The organism is Pseudochrobactrum lubricantis, from assembly GCF_041929865.1.
In the GTDB taxonomy this organism is placed as follows: Bacteria; Pseudomonadota; Alphaproteobacteria; order Rhizobiales; family Rhizobiaceae; genus Pseudochrobactrum; species Pseudochrobactrum saccharolyticum.
The window spans coordinates 394,330-414,670 of sequence record NZ_JBHEEE010000001.1; the positions used below are offsets into that span (position 1 = coordinate 394,330).

The 20,341-nt window shown below is 53.0% G+C and carries 17 protein-coding genes; 10 read left to right on the forward strand and 7 right to left on the reverse strand.

Annotation, left to right across the window (positions count from 1 at the left end):
• Positions 1-3 precede the first annotated feature (3 nt).
• From JNC80_RS01715 to JNC80_RS01735, 5 genes are all read left to right on the forward strand, one after another.
• The gene (locus tag JNC80_RS01715) at positions 4-933 is read left to right on the forward strand and encodes an ABC transporter permease (RefSeq protein ID WP_376709316.1); all 930 of its coding nucleotides are present in this window, start codon (positions 4-6) and stop codon (positions 931-933) included.
• Positions 934-945: 12 nt separating this feature from the next.
• A complete protein-coding gene (locus tag JNC80_RS01720; protein ID WP_376709317.1) occupies positions 946-1,821 on the forward strand; it encodes an ABC transporter permease in 876 nt (291 codons plus the stop codon).
• 14 nt (positions 1,822-1,835) lie between these two features.
• Positions 1,836-2,552 carry a glycerophosphodiester phosphodiesterase family protein gene (locus JNC80_RS01725; protein WP_376709318.1) on the forward strand — a complete coding sequence of 239 codons (717 nt, stop codon included), beginning with the start codon at positions 1,836-1,838 and terminating at the stop codon, positions 2,550-2,552.
• Positions 2,553-2,712: 160 nt separating this feature from the next.
• Complete coding sequence (locus JNC80_RS01730) at positions 2,713-3,537, forward strand: bifunctional allantoicase/(S)-ureidoglycine aminohydrolase (protein WP_116086488.1); 825 nt, start codon at positions 2,713-2,715, stop codon at positions 3,535-3,537.
• 231 nt (positions 3,538-3,768) lie between these two features.
• Positions 3,769-5,166 (forward strand): alanine/glycine:cation symporter family protein, encoded by a 1,398-nt coding sequence (locus JNC80_RS01735; RefSeq protein ID WP_376709319.1) that lies wholly within the window; start codon positions 3,769-3,771, stop codon positions 5,164-5,166.
• Positions 5,167-5,229: 63 nt separating this feature from the next.
• Here the strand turns inward: JNC80_RS01735 and JNC80_RS01740 are convergent, their stop codons facing one another.
• From JNC80_RS01740 to JNC80_RS01770, 7 genes are all read right to left on the reverse strand, one after another.
• Positions 5,230-6,309 (reverse strand): ABC transporter ATP-binding protein, encoded by a 1,080-nt coding sequence (locus JNC80_RS01740; protein WP_075654177.1) that lies wholly within the window; start codon positions 6,307-6,309, stop codon positions 5,230-5,232.
• A complete protein-coding gene (locus tag JNC80_RS01745; RefSeq protein WP_225686198.1) occupies positions 6,306-7,286 on the reverse strand; it encodes an ABC transporter ATP-binding protein in 981 nt (326 codons plus the stop codon). Before JNC80_RS01745 ends, JNC80_RS01740 begins: the two co-directional genes overlap by 4 nt.
• Before the next feature lie 57 nt (positions 7,287-7,343).
• A complete protein-coding gene (locus tag JNC80_RS01750) occupies positions 7,344-8,780 on the reverse strand; it encodes an amidohydrolase family protein (protein WP_376709320.1) in 1,437 nt (478 codons plus the stop codon).
• 119 nt (positions 8,781-8,899) lie between these two features.
• Entirely contained in the window at positions 8,900-10,492 is a 1,593-nt protein-coding gene (locus JNC80_RS01755; protein ID WP_116086482.1) for an ABC transporter substrate-binding protein, read from the reverse strand.
• A 60-nt stretch (positions 10,493-10,552) separates the two neighbouring features.
• On the reverse strand, positions 10,553-11,455 hold the full coding sequence (locus JNC80_RS01760; protein ID WP_376709321.1) for an ABC transporter permease: 903 nt from the start codon (positions 11,453-11,455) through the stop codon (positions 10,553-10,555).
• Positions 11,452-12,393: an ABC transporter permease gene (locus tag JNC80_RS01765; protein ID WP_075654174.1), complete on the reverse strand. Its 942-nt coding sequence runs from the start codon at positions 12,391-12,393 to the stop codon at positions 11,452-11,454. Before JNC80_RS01765 ends, JNC80_RS01760 begins: the two co-directional genes overlap by 4 nt.
• A gap of 60 nt (positions 12,394-12,453) precedes the next feature.
• Positions 12,454-14,079 carry an amidohydrolase gene (locus JNC80_RS01770; RefSeq protein WP_376709322.1) on the reverse strand — a complete coding sequence of 542 codons (1,626 nt, stop codon included), beginning with the start codon at positions 14,077-14,079 and terminating at the stop codon, positions 12,454-12,456.
• A gap of 946 nt (positions 14,080-15,025) precedes the next feature.
• Here JNC80_RS01770 and ccoN point away from each other — a divergent pair.
• The 5 genes from ccoN to ccoG all read left to right on the forward strand — a co-directional run bounded on the left by ccoN (position 15,026) and on the right by ccoG (position 20,333).
• Positions 15,026-16,663, forward strand: a complete 1,638-nt coding sequence (ccoN, locus tag JNC80_RS01775; RefSeq protein ID WP_376709323.1) for a cytochrome-c oxidase, cbb3-type subunit I — start codon at positions 15,026-15,028, stop codon at positions 16,661-16,663.
• A 14-nt stretch (positions 16,664-16,677) separates the two neighbouring features.
• A complete protein-coding gene (gene ccoO / locus JNC80_RS01780) occupies positions 16,678-17,409 on the forward strand; it encodes a cytochrome-c oxidase, cbb3-type subunit II (protein WP_022710271.1) in 732 nt (243 codons plus the stop codon).
• An 11-nt stretch (positions 17,410-17,420) separates the two neighbouring features.
• Positions 17,421-17,579 carry a CcoQ/FixQ family Cbb3-type cytochrome c oxidase assembly chaperone gene (locus JNC80_RS01785; RefSeq protein ID WP_022710272.1) on the forward strand — a complete coding sequence of 53 codons (159 nt, stop codon included), beginning with the start codon at positions 17,421-17,423 and terminating at the stop codon, positions 17,577-17,579.
• Positions 17,572-18,435: a cytochrome-c oxidase, cbb3-type subunit III gene (gene ccoP / locus JNC80_RS01790; protein ID WP_022710273.1), complete on the forward strand. Its 864-nt coding sequence runs from the start codon at positions 17,572-17,574 to the stop codon at positions 18,433-18,435. The genes JNC80_RS01785 and ccoP overlap by 8 nt, the downstream gene beginning before the upstream one ends.
• A 341-nt stretch (positions 18,436-18,776) precedes the next feature.
• On the forward strand, positions 18,777-20,333 hold the full coding sequence (gene ccoG, locus JNC80_RS01795; protein ID WP_022710274.1) for a cytochrome c oxidase accessory protein CcoG: 1,557 nt from the start codon (positions 18,777-18,779) through the stop codon (positions 20,331-20,333).
• Positions 20,334-20,341 lie beyond the last annotated feature (8 nt).

The window sequence follows — 20,341 nt, forward strand, 5'->3', positions numbered from 1 at the left end:
TTGATGATTTCCTTTTTCCTCACCCGTCTGTTGCGGGCTTTTATTACGGTCATGCTGGTTGTGACCTTTGCCTTTATCGTATTGCGCATGTCCGGTGATCCGGCACAGATCATTCTCGGCCCCGATGCACCGCCGCAGGCGATTGAAGCCTTCCGTAAGGCATGGGGGCTGGATCAGCCGATCCTCGTGCAATATTTCAGCTATTTCGGGGCGATTTTTCAGGGCGATCTCGGTGTTTCCATGCGCGACGGCCAAAAAGCCGTTGATCTGGTTGCCGAGCGTATTCCGGCGACGCTGATGCTGACTATTCCGACCTTGCTGCTCAATCTGGCAATCGGCATTCCTGCCGGTGTATATGCAGCACTCCACCGTGACAGTATCATCGACCGGCTGGTGATGATGACTGCCATTATCGGCTTTACCCTGCCTAATTTCGTGCTCGGTCTGGTGCTGGTGCTGATCTTCTCCGTGACACTGAAATGGCTGCCATCAGGCGGTAGTGATACATGGATGCATGCCATTCTGCCGGTGCTGACAATGAGCATTGCCGGCGCGGCCATTCTCGCCCGTTTTGCCCGCAGCGCGATGATCGAAATTCTCGGCCAACCCTATATTCGCACCGCGAGTGCCAAAGGTGTGCGCTGGGGCGATGTGATCCGCAATCACGCATTGCCTAATGCCGCTATTCCGATTGTGACACTGGTCGGCTTCATGGTCGGCTCACTGGTTGCCGGTGCAGTGGTGATTGAATCCCTGTTCTCATGGCCGGGTGTCGGACGCTTGCTGGTGGTTGCCGTCTCCAACCGTGATCTCGCAGTAGTGCAATGTATCCTGCTGCTGATTGCCTCCACCATGGTGCTGTCAAACTTCGTTGTTGACCTGCTCTATGGTTTTCTCGATCCGCGCCTGCGCGATAATCAAGCCAAAGCGTAAAGGAACCGGCTGATGTCTGAACTCTCAATCAGTGACAGTACCGCCGTTCCCGTGGTCAATGTCCATCAACGCAAAAAGAAACGCATCCCGCTGCTGGTGATACTATCGCTGATCTGGTTTGCCGCGATGATCATCATCGCTATCACGGCTGACTGGATCCGCCCTTACAGCATTACCGCGATGGATCTTAAAAGCCGCCTTGTGATGCCCGGTCATCCGCTGCATTGGCTCGGCACCGATGAGGTCGGGCGCGATGTGCTATCCCGCCTGATTGAATCGATCCGCGTCTCCCTGCTGATTGCTTTTGGTGCAACCATCATTTCCACCCTGCTCGGCACCACCGTCGGTTTCCTTGCTGCGAATTTCCGCAAGACCGTGGAGCAGGTGGTGCTGACACTGGCAGATTTTCAGGCGGCATTACCGTTCCTGATCCTCGCTTTGTCGGTGCTGGCTTTCTTCGGCAATTCCATGGTTCTGCTGGTTTGCCTGATGGGGCTTTACGGCTGGGAGCGCTATGCGCGTATCGCCCGTGGTCTGGCGATTTCCGCGAGCTCACAAGGCTATGCCGCCGCAGTGACACAGCTTGGCGCTAAACAATCATGGGTCTATCTACGCCATATCCTGCCGAATATTGCCTCGACCCTAATCGTCTCCATGACCCTGACTTTCCCCGAAATCATTCTGCTGGAAAGCAGCCTGTCTTTCTTAGGTCTTGGCGTGCAGCCGCCGAAATCCAGCCTCGGCAATATGGTCGGCTACGGCCGTGAATATCTGACAACCGCACCGTGGATCATGCTGGCACCAGCCTTTGTGATCATGTTCACCACGCTGTCGATTTCCATTCTTGGTGACTGGTTGCGCGACAAGCTCGATCCGACTATTCGATAACAGAAAGACCAATCATGACACGTATTATCGGCCATCGCGGCGCGCGCAATCTCTGGCCCGAAAACTCCCTCTCCGGTTTTCGCAAAACCGCTGATCTCAATATTGCCGGTGTGGAATTTGATCTGCATCTGACCAATGCCGGTGAAGTGATTGTGCTACATGATCCGACTTTGGAGCGCACCACCCATGGCGTCGGCGATGTCGCGGAACTTTCCAAACAGGCACGTAAGAACACGATTTTACGTGAAAGTATGGATGAGCATATTCCGTTGTTTGAAGAGGTTCTGGAAATCTTCAAACCGACCGGCATGGAATTGCATGTGGAACTGAAGAACCGCGTCAATGGCGATCTCTATGACGGTCTGACTGATGCGGCTGTGCAGATTATTCGTGCGCAGGGTATGGAAGACCAGTGTATTCTCACCGGCTTTACCCGTCAGGTATTAGAGCAAGTAAAAGATATTGCTCCGGAAATGCGCCGCCTCGCCTCGCTCAATGCTTTCAGCGCCACTATTCTCGGCGGATTACAGGAAGCGCTCGACTATTTCGACAGCCATGCCGATATTCTGGCTGTTGAGAAAGCCCTGCTTACCCATAGCTGGGATGCAATCACCAACCGCATTGCACCGGAACGTCTGGGCGTGTGGGTACCGAATACCGAGCCGGAGCTGGAATTCTGGAAGAACACACCGATCCGTCAAATCACCACAGACCGGCCTGATCTTGCATAATTGATGTTCTGTATCCCGTTTATCGAAAAGATAAACGGGATTATTATATACAATATTGTCGACAATTTATCTTTTTTAATGATAATCCCGTTATCCCTCTTGCAGAAACACCGAAAACCGGCCTGACTGCGCACTGAGGGTAAAAATAACGGGAGAGATTATGACTGAGCGCACTTATTACGCCCCCAAGGGCGGCGCACCGATGCAGACGCAATTGCTGAGCGACCGTGCCGTATTCACCGAAGCCTATGCGGTTATCCCAAAAGGCGTAATGATGGATATTGTTACATCCTGCCTGCCATTCTGGGATAAAACCCGCGTCTGGATACTCTCCCGTCCGCTCTCCGGTTTTGCCGAGAGTTTTGCGCAATATATTGTGGAACTGGAGCCACAGGGCGGCAGTGACAAGCCTGAACCTGATCCAGATGCCGAAGCCGGTATTTTTGTGGTTGAGGGCAATATTGTTATTACCCTTGACGGCAAAGACCATGCCATGCGCGCGGGCAGCTACGCTTTTCTGCCGCCGAAAAGCCTCTGGACTGTGCGCAACAAAAGCGATGCGCCTGCCCGCTTCCACTGGATCAGAAAGAGCTTTGAATATGTAAACGGGCTGGACGTTCCGGAAGCCTTTTTCAAGCATGAATCCGAAGTCGAGCCGGTTGCCATGCCGGACACGGACGGCAAATGGGCGACCACCCGTTTTGTTGACCCGTCTGATTTGCGACATGACATGCATGTCAATATCGTCACATTTGAACCGGGTGCCATTATTCCGTTTGCCGAGACCCATGTGATGGAACACGGCCTCTATGTGCTGGAAGGCAAGGCAGTCTACCGTCTCAATCAGGACTGGGTGGAAGTGGAAGCCGGTGACTATATGTGGCTGCGCGCTTTCTGCCCGCAGGCTTGTTATGCCGGCGGCCCCGGAAAGTTCCGTTATCTGCTCTATAAGGACGTGAATCGTCACGTAAAGCTGAAGCTCTGACGCCGGATCAGCAATATTATTTTTTATAACAGCCGCCGGTTTTACACAGACCGAGCGGCTGTATCTTTTTGAAAAACCAAAATTAAATCCGGAAAATTGCGCATTTCCACACTGATTTAAAAAATCATGCATTCGCTGTGAATATAAGCTAAAACCAATTTATCAGATCATAATTATCATAAAAACGACATATTCACCTCACCCGAAGGTGCAGCGGAGCGCGTCATACCGATGAATACAATTATTAGCTTTATAAACATGATCCTCTGGGATTATGTGCTGATTTACGGATTGCTCGCTGTCGGGATTTATTTCTCGGTCCGGTTGGGCTTCCTTCAGATCTTCCATTTTCCTGAGTTTTTCCGCTCGGTCATGCGTGCGCCAAAGCGCGATGACAGCGGGATTACCCCGTTTCAGGCGCTGTGTACCAGCCTCGCCTCACGCGTCGGCACCGGCAATATTGCCGGTGTGGCAGTCGCGCTTTATCTCGGTGGCGCCGGTGCTATTTTCTGGATGTGGATCGTCGCCTTTGTCGGCATGGCCACAGCCTATTCCGAAAGCACGCTGGCACAGCTCTATAAAACCCGCGATAATGACGGCCAGTTTCGCGGCGGTCCTGCCTTCTATATTTCCAAAGGTCTGAAAGCCCCGTGGGCAGCGGCGATTTTTTCTGTCTGTCTGATTATCGCATTCGGCCTTGTTTTTAACGCTGTGCAGGCCAATGCCATTGCCGATGCGATGAACGGCTCTTTCGGTTTCTCTAAAGTTCTGGTCGGCCTCGTCATTGCGGCTTTGGCCGGTATTGTCATTTTCGGCGGTATCCGTCAGATCGCCCGCGTGGCCGAACTGGTTGTGCCATTTATGGCGGCAATTTATCTGGGCGTTGCCGTCTATGTGCTGCTTGCCAATATTACTGAAGTTCCTGCGCTGTTTGCCCTGATTGTTAAAAGCGCTTTCGGCATTGAAGCAGCGGCAGGCGGCATCACCGGCGCTCTGATGAATGGTGTGAAACGCGGGCTGTTCTCCAATGAAGCCGGTATGGGTTCTGCGCCGAATATTGCCGCTTCCGCCACACCCAATCCGCACCACCCTTCCTCGCAGGGTTTTGTGCAGGCGCTGGGCGTTTTCATTGATACAATTCTGATTTGTTCGGCAACCGCGATCATGATCCTGTTGTCGCATAAGCTGGTTCCAGGCTCCGGTCTCACCGGCACGCTGCTGACACAGGAAGCCATGACCGCACATATCGGCTGGTTTGGCAGCTATTTCATCAGTATTGCGATCTTCTTCTTCGCCTTCACCTCGATCATCGGCAATTACGCTTATGCGGAAAATGCCATGATTTATCTGGGTGCGGGCAGACATCTCTGGCTCACATTGTTGCGTTGTTCCACATTGCTGATGGTGGTCTGGGGTGCCTATGAAAGCATTCTGACAGTGTTCAATGCTGCCGATGCTGCCATGGGTCTGATGGCAACCATCAACCTGATCGCCATTGCGCTGCTCTCCGGCACGGTTGTCAAACTGACCAAGGATTATTTCGATCAGCAGAAGCTTGGCACACCGCATTTCACGCTCAAGGATTATCCGGAGCTGAAGGGCAAAGTGGACGGCGAAATCTGGAAATAACCACCAAACTAAAACAGGCCGCTTCAGAAATGAAGCGGCCTGTTTTGTATCAATATAACTATATTAAGCAGCCTGTTCTTTTTCAGCGCGTTTCTTGGCGAACAATCCCAGACGTTGCTGCAATTTCTCCGCACCAGAAGCGAAATGCGCCGCATGTTTGAAGACAGGCACCTGTGCCTCGAAATGGCAAGCGACCTGTTGCCCTGTGCCTAAATCCTTCAATTCAGGCACCTGCTGCTTGCACAAATCCTGCGCCAGCGGACAACGGGTGTGAAAACGGCAACCGGATGGCGGATTGAGCGGGCTCGGCACATCACCGCCCAGCACATTCCACGAACCGCGCGAGGCCGGATCAGGTTGTGGCGCGGCAGACAGCAAAGCCTGCGTATAAGGATGGCGCGGATTGTTATAAAGCTGATGCTTGTCAGCAATCTCCACCACCTGCCCCAGATACATCACCGCCACACGGTCAGCCATGTGTTTGACCACCGGCAATCCGTGCGAAATAAACAGGTAGGACAGTCCCATTTCTTTCTGCAAATCTTTAAGCAGATTGACCACCTGCGCCTGAATGGACACATCTAGCGCCGAGACAGGCTCATCACAGACAATCAGTTTCGGCGACAGTGAAAGCGCACGGGCAATACCGATACGCTGGCGCTGGCCACCGGAAAACTCATGTGGATAACGTGCGGCATGGTAAGGCGCCAGATCGACACGGCGCAGCAGTTCAATCACCCTTTCGCGGCGTGAAGCATCGGTGCCAACACCATGCACCAGCATCGGCTCGGCAATCAGTTCACCCACAGTCATACGCGGATTGAGGCTGGCATAAGGATCCTGAAACACCACCTGCATTTTACGGCGCAGGTCACGCAGCTTAGTGCCGCTGGCATTGGTAACATCTTCGCCCTCAAACAACACCCGACCGGCAGTCGGTTCCAGCAAACGCAGTGCCAGACGCGCAGTTGTGGATTTTCCGCAACCGCTTTCCCCCACAATGGCCAGTGTTTCCCCCGGCATCAGCTTGAAAGAAACTTCGTCCACGGCGCGGACTGTGCCGACCACTTTCTGCCGGATCAGACCTTTTTTAACAGGGAAATGTTTGGAAATGCCCTGCAGCTCCAGAAGGGGTTGTGTCATACGAAATCCTCCACCGGTGCTTTATGGCAGGCAACAAGATGATTGCTTTGGAGTTCATGCAGAGCAGGCAGGCTCACAGTGCATTCCTCATCGGAAAACGGGCAACGCGGATTAAACCGGCAACCGGACGGCAGACGGAACGGCGGCGGAACGACACCGCTGATTGCCACCAGCCGGTCAACATCCTCATCCATACGCGGCATCGAGCCCATCAGACCAATGGTATAGGGATGCTGCGGGTCTTTAAAAATCGCATTGACGGAAGCGCGTTCCGCCACCTTACCGGCATACATGACCGCCACATCATCAGCGACCTGCGCCACCACACCCAGATCATGGGTAATAAGGATGATTGCCATATTGGTTTCCTGCTGCAACTCACGCAGTAGATTGAGAATTTGCGCCTGAATAGTCACATCGAGCGCCGTTGTCGGCTCATCGGCGATCAGCAGCACCGGCTTGCAGACCAGCGCCATCGCAATCATCACACGCTGGCGCATACCACCGGAGAGCTGGTGCGGATATTCATCAAAACGGCGCTCCGGTGCAGGAATACGCACTTTGCGCAGCGCTTCAATCGCTTCCTCGCGCATTTCCTTGTAAGGTTTTTTATGATGCGCTTGCAGTGCTTCAACCAGCTGATAACCGATTGTATGTACCGGATTGAGCGAAGTCATCGGCTCCTGAAAGATCATCGCTATGCGGTTGCCGCGCAGCCTGCGCATCTCATCAGCCGATAGTTTTAAAAGATCCTGTCCTTCAAAAATCACCTCACCGCCGGCATTCTTGCCCGGTGGCGGCACCAGTCCCATGACAGACAGCGACAGCATGGATTTACCGCAGCCGCTCTCCCCCACAATACCCAGTGTCTTGCCGCGCTCGACTTTCAGCGAAATACCATCCACCGCACGGATAACACCGTTCGGGGTTTTAAACTCTGTGACGAGATTGCGGATTTCGAGTACCGGTTCTGTCATAGTGTAATCTCCAAGCCGGTCATATTTCCATATGACCGGAATATTGCTTTGGCCAGTTTAACTCAGGCCGGAAAATGAATGCGGGGCATAAGCAGTCACAGGGCGTTTCGCCCAGTCTTCCTGCGGTGCCCGTTGAACTGTGCGTTGCTGTGCGGCATGGAGATCTTCGGCAGCCTGCTCAAAATCAATCGTCAGGCATTGGCCTTTCTCGACCACCTTCTCTCCGCCGACATAAACCGTATCCACGGCGCGCTCGGCTGCGGCATAGATCATGCTGCGGATCGGATCATAGCCCGGCCGCATCATCGGATGCGCGAGATTGACCAGCACCAGATCGGCATTGCAGCCTGCCTCTAAACGTCCGATATCATCACGCCCGAGAAGATCGGCACCGCCCACAGTTGCTGCGGTGAAAATCTCACCTGACGTAACAGTGCGCGGGTTTTCAGCCATCATCCGCGCCACATAACCGACATGGCGCATCTCTTCGAGCATATTATGCGGATAGGTATCGGTGCCGATGCCAAGGCGCACACCGGCGCGCAGGTAACGGCCAAAATCACGCATGGCTATGCCACGGCGCATGAAGACGGTCGGGCAATGGGCAACTGCTGTACGGGTTTCCACCAGCAGATCAAGATCGCGGCGCGTATGCCAGCTGTTGCGCGGATAATCGTCGAGGAAAATCCCGTGGCTGACAATACTGGTCTCGCCCAGCACATCAAGCTGCTCCAGCCATTGCACCGGTGAAACACCGTGACGGCGGGTGATTTCATGAAACTCAACGGTCGATTGTGCAGCATGAATCTGCCACGGAATTTTGCGGCGCTGTGCTTCCGCATAGCTCTCTTTGATCAGGCCTTCGCTGCAGGTGTCGATTTGTGCCGGACACAGCATCGAGAACAGGCGGCCTGACGGGTGCGCCTCTGCGGCATCCACCATTTCCAGTGCCTGTGCCATGGCTTTTTCGCCAACGGCCTCGTCCCATTCATATTCAACCACATGGCCGTTTTTGGTGTACCAGCGCGCCGTGCGGAACATTGGTGTAATGCAAACACGCAGACCGCTCTGTCCTGCCAGATCAATCCATGACGGATGCGCAACGGAGAGATCAGCCAGTGTTGTGACGCCGGATTTGAGCAGTTCCGCATAAGCGACTTTCCACGCAGCCTCTGCGCCCTCAGCATCCGGACGGATGATCGGCATGAATTCATAAAGCGCGGAATTATACAGACCCGGCGAACCGAGCTCATCGAGAATGCTCTTGTTCAGCGGCTCGCTTGCAGGGTGGGAATGAATATTGACCAGACCCGGCATGACCATAAAGCCACGGCCGTCCTGTTCTGCATCAGCAGCACCGGCATAACCCGTGCCGACAAAAGTCAGCTTACCGTTTTCAAAAGCGACATCGGCATTTTTCACATAGATATGGCTTTGGCTGTCCTTATCCCATGCAACGACAATATCCGCGTTTCTGATAACTGTTACACTCACCGCATCACTCCCCTGCGCCTGAATTACAGATTGTGCAGACGCGGCTCATGAGCCGCGCCTGTCATATTTCTACGCATGTCTTTATCCCAAAACCGGCATCCACTTTTGGGAGACATGCTTTAGCGTTTCAGAGAAATATCCAGACCTTTATAAATACCGGCACCATAGATACCGTGCGCCTTGGCACCTTCCACACGATCACCGGAGATCAGCCACATCGGCTCGGACGACAGAGTGACCCAGACATTGGCCTCGGTCAGGTTGCGCTGCAGGGTTGCCAGCGCTTCGTGACGTTCTTCCTTGCTGGTAGTGGTTGCCGCTTTACGGATCAGCTCATCCGTTGCCGGATCTTTCCAGTTCATGCGGTTTGGTGTCGGTGCCTGACGGCTCGGGAAGTAGAGACCAATCGCTTCAAGAGCGGTCAGCGCCGGATAGTTCATATAGAACGCATCAAATTCCTGCGTTGCCATCTTGCCCCAGCCGACAGTTGCATCCCAGAGCTGAATTTTCATGTCGATACCGATCTTGCGCAGATCAGCCTGCATGGCTTCACTCACGGTCGGATTGGTGGCATTGCGCAGACCATAGACAAGGAAAGTGGCTTTCTGGCCGTCTTTTTCACGGATACCGTCGCCGCCCATTTTCCAGCCGGCTTCGTCCAGCATTTTATTGGCTGCATCCTGATCGAAAGCAGGCATCAGTTTTGCGGATTCAGGATCGAAATCAATAATCGCCGGATTAACGAGCGACTTCATTTCCTTACCATGGCCGAAATACACCGCCTGAGTGATTGCCGCTTTATTGGTTGCCATATTCACGGCTTTACGGATTACCGGATCAGACACCACAGGCTTGTCGATCTTGAAGCCCATGAACATGTCGTAGATGTAGTTTTCCTGTTTGGAAACATTAATGCCCGGCATGCTTTCCATCGTGGTCAGCGCAATCGGCGGCATGTAATAGGTCATATCCGCCTGACGCGCCTGAATTGCGGCCATCAGCGTATTTGCTTCAGGGATCACGCGCCAGACAATCTCATCAACCTGCGGGCTTGGATTTTTATAGAATGACGGTCCCCATGTGTAATTCGGGTTTTTCTTGAGCTTCAGTTCCTGACGCGGCTGCCAGCTGACCCAGCAATAAGGGCCAGTGCCGTTGAAGCCCTGCACGCCGAAATTCTCACCTAGTTTTTCAACGGTTGCTTTGTCCACAATGGTCGAGAACGGCATGGTCAGCTGCGGCAGAAGATCGGAATACGGCTCTTCCAGCTCATAGATTACGGTGTAATCGTCTTTAGCGGTTACACTCTTGACCTTACCGCCACGGAAGGCAGTCGGAGAGCGTTTTTCTGGGTTTTGCCAGCGCTCAATTGTATAGACCACATCGGCAGCGGTCATCGGACGGCCGTCGCAGAATTTTACATCCTTACGCAGGTTGAAGGTGTAAGTCTTACCGTCTTCAGATACAGACCATGCTTCCGCAAGCCCCGGCTTGACGGTTTTCATGTCAAAATCGAGCGAGACCAGCGTGTCGCCCAGCATCGCCATCACTTCAACCATCGCGGTTGCAGTGGAGCGGATCGGATCATAATTATCCGCATCGATCACGCGCAGGATCGACAATGGCGCCTTGGTCTGGGCATAGGCTGCACCGGACAAAACGGCACTGGCAGCAACACCGGCGACGAGAGTGGCAGTCAGATATTTTCTCATTTTAGTCCTCCTGATGAGGCGCCCACTGTTCTGTGCAGTGATCCGCCGCCAAAAATGATTTTATTTACGTAATTTCGGATCGAGCGCGTCACGGAGGGAATCCCCCAGCACGTTAAACGCCAGAACGATAATGAAGATCACCAGACTTGGCAGAACCGAGACATGCGGAGCGAAAAACAGGAAGTTACGCCCTTCCGATGCCATGGCACCGAGTTCCGCTGTCGGCGGCTGTGCACCAAGACCGATGAAAGAGAGTGCCGCACCGAGCAGGATCACCTGTCCGAAACGAAGCGTTACAAACACGAAGATCGATGACAGACAGTTCGGCAGCACATATTTGAAGATGATGCGGCTGTCGGACATGCCGAGCGAATGCGCACTTTCAATGTAATCCTGCTGCAACACCACAATCGCACCACCGCGCACCACACGCGCCATCAGCGGCACGGTCGCAATCGACAATGCAATAATAACGGCGGTCAAACCCGGACCAAAGATTGCGGCAATTGCCAAGCCAAACAAAATGGCCGGAAAGGACAACAACACATCCATGAAGCGCATCAGCACGCCGCTCCAGCGGGTGTAATAAGCGGCAACAAAACCGATAATCCCGCCGACCACACAACCAAAGAACACCGAGACAAAGCCCATGAACAGAGTGGTGCGGATGCCATAGAGCAGACGCGTAACCATGCCACGTCCCTGCCCGTCAGTGCCGAGCAGATAGCCTGCCTCACCAATCGGCTTCAGCATCATGCCGAGATTGCCGCCATAAGGGTCTTCCGGTGCCAGCCACGGGGCGAACAGACCGCAAAACAGGGTCAGTGCCACGAGGGTCAGAGCAATCACCGAGCCGGTGTCGGAGAGCAGCATGCGCAACACGCTGACACGCTTGAACGCGATTTCCTGCTCCGCCGGTTGCGTTGCATCCGCAACATTTGTTTTTGCAACACTGGTCATCATGCACCTCTCACACGCGGATCGAGCACAGCGTAGAGAATATCAACGCCCAGATTGACGAGAATAAAGCCGAGAGACATTACGATAATTGTGCCCTGCGCCATTGGCAGATCGCTGGACAAAATTGCACCGACTGCCAGACGGCCGATACCCGGCCATGAGAACACAGTCTCAACCACCACAGCGCCGCCGAGCAAAAAGCCGATCTGCAAACCGATCAGTGTCACCACCGGCACCAGCGCATTGCGCAGCGCATGACGGGTAACGACCTTACGCTCTTTCAGACCTTTAGCGCGTGCAGTACGGATATGATCTGCACCAAGCACATCCAGAACGGATGTACGGGTCATACGGGCGACAGGGCCGACAAACACACCGCCCAGCGTGATCGCAGGCAAAATGATGCTGGTGAAGCCTTCCCATGTCCACAATGGTCCGAGACGACCGGTAAATGGCAGGATCGGATATTTAAACCCGAACAGCCAGACCAGCACCAGACCGAGAAAGAACACAGGGATAGACACACCGGCAACAGACACCGCCATGATCGAGCGATCCAGCAATGAGCCGCGATAATAGGCACCGACTGTACCGAGCAGAATGCCCAGAGGAATTGCCCAGATCAGGGAGGCAACCATCAGCTCCAGTGTCGGGCCGATTGTGGCACCGAGTTCCTGCGAGACCGGCACATTATTGATGATGGAAACGCCGAGATCGCCCTGCATCAGGCGGCCGATATAATAGAAGAACTGTTTCCACAAAGGCTGATCGAGACCGAGATCACGACGGATAGCCTCAACCAGTTCCTGTGTCGCGGTAGGTCCTGCACGCACCTGTGCCGGATCGGTCGGCACCACCTGCATCAGCAAAAAGCCGAGCAGCAGCACACCGAACATGACCGGTAAAGCGAGAAGCAGACGTTGTAACGTGTGCCGAAGCATGAAATTGCCTTTCTCTGGCTGTCGGTTCAAGGCGCGCTAACGCGCCCCGAACCTGAACAGTTACACCTGCCGCTCGAAAACGACTTTGCCGTCAAGCACGGTCATATCGCAGACCACATCACTGCGGATTTCTTCCACGTCACAGGTAAAAATATCCTTCGACAACACGGCGACATCCGCCGCCATACCTGCCACCAGACGTCCGGTTTCATTCTCAGCAAATTGCGTATAGGCGCCGAAATGCGTGTAAGCGTGGATTGCCTCTTCCCGTGTCAGACACTGGTCTCCGCCGATCACCGAACCGACCTTGGTCTTGCGGGTGACGAGCGTGTAGATATTCTGGAACGGATTGGTGGAAGTGACCGGCGCATCGGAAGACGCTGCCGGATGCAAACCGGCATCCACCCATTTGCGCATCGGATAGGATGCATGGGCACGCTTTTTGCCCAGATTGGCGACATAAAGATCGCCGAACTCATAGATGAACATTGGCTGCGGCACCGGATCAATACCGGCTTTGGCCATACGCTCGATCTGCCCGTCGCTCAGGAAACCGCAATGTTCAATACGGTGACGGCGGGCTTTAATCGGCTGTTCTGCACTATCCGCATTTTCAATACCGGACAGCACCTGTTCAATCGCCGCATCGCCGATCGCGTGAATGGCCAGCTGATAGCCAAGTTCATGATAATGCTTGAGGGACTTGTGCATTTCCGCATCGGAATAGCAAAAAATGCCGAAATTATTCGGATCGCCTGCCACATAAGGCTCACTCATAGCGGCGGTCAGGCCACCGGCGCTGCCATCCGAGAACACTTTCATCGCACCGTAGCGCAAATTGCCTGTCTGGCGCTTGGCACGGAAACCCTGTTCATAGGCCTGATCGCCGATACCGTCATGATTGCCATAGATGCAAACCCATGTGCGGATTGGCAGCTCACCGGCGGAAGCCAGTTCTTCATAGGCATGGAGTTCTTCCATGCCGTAGCCCATGCCGACAGCGGCATCCATCACAGAGGTAAAGCCCTGAGAGAGCATGAAACCGGCTGCGCGGGTAATCGCGGCCTTCAACTCATCACGGCTCAGCGGCGGGATTTTATCCGTCACTACGCGCATACCGGATTCCGCGAGCAGGCCGGACAATTTGCCGTTGCGCTTTTCAATCAGACCACCGGACGGGCTTGGTGTATCGTGGGTAATATTTGCCAGACGCATGGCTGCGCTGTTGGCGATACCTACGTGACCGCATGTACGGGTGATATAAACCGGATGATCGGGCGCAATCGCATCCAGTTCCTCAATGGTCGGATGGCGCTGTTCACTCAACTCGAAATGATCATAGCCGCCGCCACGGATCCATTCACCCGCCGGTTTCACAGCCACTTCCTGCGCAATACGTTTGAAAATCTCTTCGAGACTGCGCACGCCAGATTCAGGACGCAGATTGATCTCGTTCATACCTATGCCAAGCATAAGAAGATGCATATGGGCATCATTGAGCCCCGGCACCGCAACACGTCCGCCCAGATCGACACGTCGTGTCTTTTCACCGGTCAGTGCTTCAATCTCAGCTGTAGTGCCGGTTGCCAAAACCTTACCGTCAGCAATTGCAAGCGCCTCAACAAAACCTTCATTAAGGCCGCAAAAAATCCGCCCGCCCGCAAGGACGAGATCTGCATATTCCATACTCTGTCTATCTCCCAGCACCCTGCCTTCAAGGAAGACAAGACATAATTCAGCGAGCCCTACCGATATGAAGATCGGGAAGGTTAATGATTGAGCTGAGGAAAAGCCTCACTCATACGAGATCCGGTGGCTTTTTTATTCCCCTGTACTGTTCGGTTACTCCCGGGCTTTTGACCGGTCAGTCCGTCAGCAGTTATTTTTGTTTGTTAAGAACATGCTTGCAAAAAACTGGTACCAAAGCAAGAGCCCGCGCCGCAAATGTTGACAATTTACCAGACGAAAATTGCATAAATTGATAGCAATTTTGCATAATGAAAAACATCGGCAACGTAGCCATCAATGCCAAATTGGTACTGTTTTCTGTGATTTTACCTGCACAAACAGCTCTGTAGAGATGAGAATCATTCCAGACTGGAGCGATCCGAGCCCCTGCTGTACTTCACAGTACCATTAAAACCGGCGCCTGAACGGCCACCGGCACCGCCTCAGCGACAATCAGCCCCACCCTGCGCAGCAAGACGCAACGTCCCTGTTCCGGCTGAATTTTCAAAGCTTAAACGACTATTCCCCGATCCGGTTCAGAACTGAAAAATCTAAATAATTTCCTACATTTATTTCAGAAATTTCTGTAAATACAGCAATAAAGATATAAGAATTTATCAGGCAACTATATGATATTTATAGAAAATTCTACATATCACATTGTCATAATTAAATTATTTCGCAAACAACAAAACCCGAAGCCATTATCTCCGTCAATATGCTGCGAATTAGCGGAAAATCACGCAAAAAACGCTTCATTTATACATGCCCTGTCACCGGCCGTACTTGATTTAAATCAATGACTAAATTTTTCCGTCGCATATAATACCCGCTATATTGCTCGAATTGCAGGCATTTCTGTAATTTGCGGGCAGGATAAGTTGCGCGCGCGAGGGGATTTTTCATGAATTACGCTGCGGGAATTGTAATCTCCGGGCTCGGTGCTTTTTTAGCACTGCTGGCCGCGGGGTTTACGCATGATCCATTATTCAGAAGCCATATGTGGGTTCTGTTTTTCACTCTTGTGATTTTTACAGCCTTACTGCTGCGTAATGCAGATTACAGTCTGAAGCCTGTGAAGGAAGATCAGTCCGTTTATATGGACGGTCCGATCCGTTACGGTGTCATTGCCACAGTATTCTGGGGTGTTATCGGCTTCCTCGTTGGTGTTTTCATTGCTGCGCAGCTCGCATTCCCTGATTTGAATCTGGGACCATGGCTAAATTTTGGCCGTGTCCGCCCTCTTCACACATCAGCTGTTATTTTTGCCTTCTGCGGTAACGCCCTGATCGCCACTTCTTTCTATGTGGTGCAGCGTACCTGCCGTGCGCGCCTTTTCGGCGGCGATCTGGCATGGTTCGTTTTCTGGGGCTACAACCTGTTCATTGTCATGGCAGGCACCGGCTATCTGCTCGGCATCACCCAGTCGCGTGAATATGCTGAACCGGAATGGTATGTCGATCTCTGGCTGACCATTGTCTGGGTTGTCTATCTCGTGATCTTCATGGGCACGCTGATGAAGCGTAAAGAACCGCACATTTATGTGGCCAACTGGTTCTACCTCTCCTTCATCATCACCATTGCTATGCTGCATGTGATCAACAATCTGGCAATTCCTGTCTCTTTCCTCGGCGTAAAAAGCTATTCGGCTTTCTCCGGCGTGCAGGATGCGGTGACCCAGTGGTGGTACGGCCATAATGCCGTGGCCTTCTTCCTGACCGTGCCGTTCCTCGCGATGATGTATTATTTCGTGCCGAAACAGGTCAATCGTCCGGTCTATTCCTACCGTCTGTCGATTGTGCATTTCTGGTCGATCATCTTCCTGTATATCTGGGCCGGTCCTCACCACCTGCATTACACAGCGCTGCCTGACTGGGCACAGACACTCGGCATGGTCTTCTCCATCGTTCTGTGGATGCCGTCCTGGGGTGGTATGATCAACGGTCTGATGACGCTTTCCGGCGCATGGGATAAAATCCGTACTGATCCGGTTGTCCGTCTGATGGTTGCTGCTATTGCCTTCTACGGTATGGCGACTTTCGAAGGCCCGCTGATGTCGGTTAAAGCCGTTAACTCGCTGTCGCACTATACAGACTGGACCATTGGTCACGTTCATGCGGGTGCGCTCGGCTGGAATGGTATGATCACTTTTGCGGCTGTGTACTTCCTTGTACCGCGTCTGTGGAACCGTGAGCGTCTCTATTCTGTGCGCATGGTCAACTGGCACTTCTGGCTCGCAACACTTGGTATCGTGCTCTATGCCGCTTCCATGTGGGTTGCCGGTATCCAGCAGGGTCTGATGTGGCGCGAATATGACGATCAGGGCTTCCTGGTTTACTCCTTCGCCGAAACAGTACTCGCAATGTTCCCTTACTATGTCATCCGTACACTTGGCGGCACGATGTATCTGGCGGGCGGACTTGTGATGGCCTGGAACGTCTACAAGACCATCAAGGGCGATCTGAGAGAGGAGGCCGCAATTCCGGGCTCGACACCAATCTCAGACACCAATACCGGCCCGTATTTGAAACCGGCAGAATAAGGAGCAGGTGAGTTATGTCTATTCTCAAAAAACACTCGCTGATTGAAAAAAACGCTACTTTACTGCTGATCGGTTCGCTGGTTGTGGTCACTGTCGGCGGTATCGTGGAAATTGCCCCGCTGTTTTACCTGCAAAACACCATTGAGAAAGTAGAGGGCATGCGCCCCTACTCTCCTCTGGAGCTGGCAGGCCGTGACATTTATATCCGCGAAGGCTGCTATACCTGCCATTCGCAGATGATCCGTCCGTTCCGCGATGAAGTGGAGCGTTACGGTCATTACAGCCTTGCAGCTGAAAGCATGTATGACCATTCGTTCCAGTGGGGCTCGAAGCGTACAGGGCCTGATCTTGCCCGTGTCGGCGGCCGCTACTCGAATGAATGGCATGTTCAGCATCTGATTGAGCCGCGCGATGTGGTGCCTGAATCGGTTATGCCGAGCTATGCATTCCTGATGAACACGCCGCTGAATATGTCCGGCATTACCGGCAATCTGAAAGCCAATATTGCTGTCGGCGTACCTTACAATCAGGAAATGGTCGACAATGCATTGGCGGATATGAAAGCGCAGGCTGATCCGGAAGCCGATACAGAGGCTCTGCTTGCCCGCTACCCTAAAGCCAAGACCGGCGATTTCGATGGTAATCCGAAGGTTGTCAGCGAGATGGATGCGCTTGTTGCCTATCTGCAGATGCTGGGTACTCTGGTTGATTTCTCAACTTACGACCAGTCACCGAAGTCGCGTTAAGGAGGTTCATCATGGATTATACAACCATGCGCCACTTTGCCGACAGCTGGGGGCTGTTAGGCATGTTCCTCTTCTTCCTCTTTGTTGTCTTCTTCGCCTTCCGTCCAGGCAGCAAACAGGCTGCCGATGCTGCGAAAGCCATTCCGTTCAAGGACGAAAACAATGACTGATAAGCAAATTGACGATGTAACAGGCGTTGAAACAACCGGCCACGAATGGGACGGCATCAAGGAACTTGATAATCCGATGCCACGCTGGTGGCTCTATGCCTATTATGCAACCATTGTCTGGGCGATTGCCTATACTGTTGCCTATCCGGCATGGCCGCTCATCAACGGCGCTACTTCCGGTCTTCTGGAATGGTCGAGCCGTGGTGATTTCTGGAAAGAAAACACCAAAATTCAGGGTGAACGTCAGGATATTCTGGCAGCTATTAAAGAAAAATCCGTTCAGGAAATTATAGCTGATCCGCAGCTTAACCAGTTTGCAATTGCAGGCGGTGCAGCGGCATTCCGTGTGAACTGTGTTCAGTGTCACGGTTCCGGTGCGCAAGGCGCGCCAGGCTATCCGAACCTGAATGATGATGACTGGCTGTGGGGCGGTTCTATTGATGAAATCCTGCAGACTGTACGCCACGGCGTGCGTTCCAAGGATGACGAAGAAACACGCATCTCCGAAATGCCTGCCTATGGCGACATTCTTGAGCCACAGCAAATCCGTGATGTGGCGGCCTATGTCACCAGCCTGACATCGACACCGCATGATGCAAGTCTGATACCGGCAGGCAAACAGGTTTTTGCTGAAAACTGCGCGGCCTGTCATGGCGAAAATGCCAAGGGCAACAAGGAATTTGGCGCGCCAAATCTGACCGATGCGATCTGGTTCTACGGTTCCGGCGAAGCGGAAATTGCCAAACAGGTGAGAAATCCCAAGCATGGTGTAATGCCTGCATGGGAAGGCCGTCTGGGCGACACAACTGTGAAGCAGCTGGCAATCTATGTCCACTCTCTGGGTGGCGGTGAGTAAAAACGCCCTTTTTCAAGTCATGGCCGGCCGGTGTAAAATATTAATGTAAAATATTCCGGCCGGTGCTCAAAAAATCAGCAAGCCCCGCAGATATAATCTGAAAAACGGGGCTCTGATGAAACATTAGAAACTCAGTGCGAATTTCTGTACCGATAACCGGAACCCGCTCTGAGTGATTTGAGTGCAGTTTTATAAGACCATTTCAGTTCTCAGACTGCCCTTAAGCATTCCGCGCTCAAATGCCCTCAATGAGCGCAGTGTTAATGCGATGAAATAAAGAATCTAGAGCAAGCGCCATACTTCAATCTGAACGCAAACAGCTCTAGCCCCCGGAGTGTACCATGTCAGATGTTGGTGAATTTGAACGTATCGATGCGCAGGCGGTGAATTCGTCTGAGAAACGCGGCTCTCTATATGCCGCGCGTGTCAAGGTTTTCCCGAAACGAGCGAGTGGTGATTTCCGCCGTTTCAAGTGGATTATCATGTTCATCACACTCGGCATTTACTATCTCACGCCTTGGCTGCGCTGGGATCGCGGGCCTTACGCCCCCGATCAGGCGGTGCTGATTGATATTGCACATCGCCGTTTCTACTTCTTCTTCATCGAAATCTGGCCGCAGGAATTCTACTACGTTGCCGGTATGCTGATTATGGCCGGTATCGGCCTGTTCCTTGTCACCAGTGTCGCGGGACGCGCATGGTGCGGCTATACCTGCCCGCAGACCGTATGGGTTGATCTGTTTCTGGTTGTTGAGCGCGCCGTTGAAGGCGACCGCAATGCCCGTATCAAGCTCGACAAATCCCCGATGACGGCCAATAAGCTTGTAAAACGCGTCACCAAACATACAATCTGGCTGGCTATTGCCGTTATGACCGGCGGTGCATGGATTTTCTATTTCGCAGATGCACCAACACTGCTGATGGAGTTTGTGACCGGTCAGGCCGCTATGGTCGCCTATATCACTGTCGCTATTCTGACCGCTACCACCTATGTTTTCGGCGGGCTGATGCGTGAGCAGGTCTGCACCTATATGTGCCCTTGGCCGCGTATTCAGGCAGCCATGCTCGATGAAAACTCGCTCACAGTGACCTATAATGACTGGCGCGGTGAGCCACGTACCCGTAATTCCAAAAAAGCCATTGCTGCCGGTGAGAGTGTCGGCGATTGCGTGGATTGTAATGCCTGTGTGGCCGTCTGCCCGATGGGTATTGATATCCGCGACGGTCAGCAGCTGGAATGCATCACCTGTGCGCTGTGTATTGATGCCTGTAACTCGGTTATGGACAAAATCGGCAAGCCGCGCGGCCTGATCTCCTATTCCACGCTGTCCGACTATGATGCCAATATGGCGCTGGCGACCAATAACGGCACAACACCGATTGAGCCGACACGGATTTATGAAGCTAAAAACACCTTTAATGACAAGGTGCAGCAGCTGAAAATGTCCAAGATTTTCCGCCCGCGCAGCCTGTTCTATTTCTCGATCTGGGCACTGATCGGTGTGGCGCTGATTACAACTTTGCTGATGCGCGAACGGATCGGCATCAATGTGCTGCAGGATCGTAACCCGCAATATGTGTTGCTGTCCGATGGCTCTATCCGCAACGGCTATACGGTCAAACTGCTGAACATGGTCAATGAACCGCGCCAGTTTGAGTTGATTATTGACGGCCTGTCACAGGCAGAAGTGCATGTGGCCGATCAGGCAACTGACGGTTCAGGCCGCCATATTTTCAACGCCGAACCGGATCGTCTGAAAACCCTGAAAGTGTTCGTTGTCCTGCCTAAGACCGCGGTCCCTCCGGGCAGCACACCATTCACCATGACAGTCCGTGATGTTAACGGAACCGAGTCAGCAACCTATAAAGCCACTTTCATTGCCCCTGAAAAGCGCTGATAACGGAG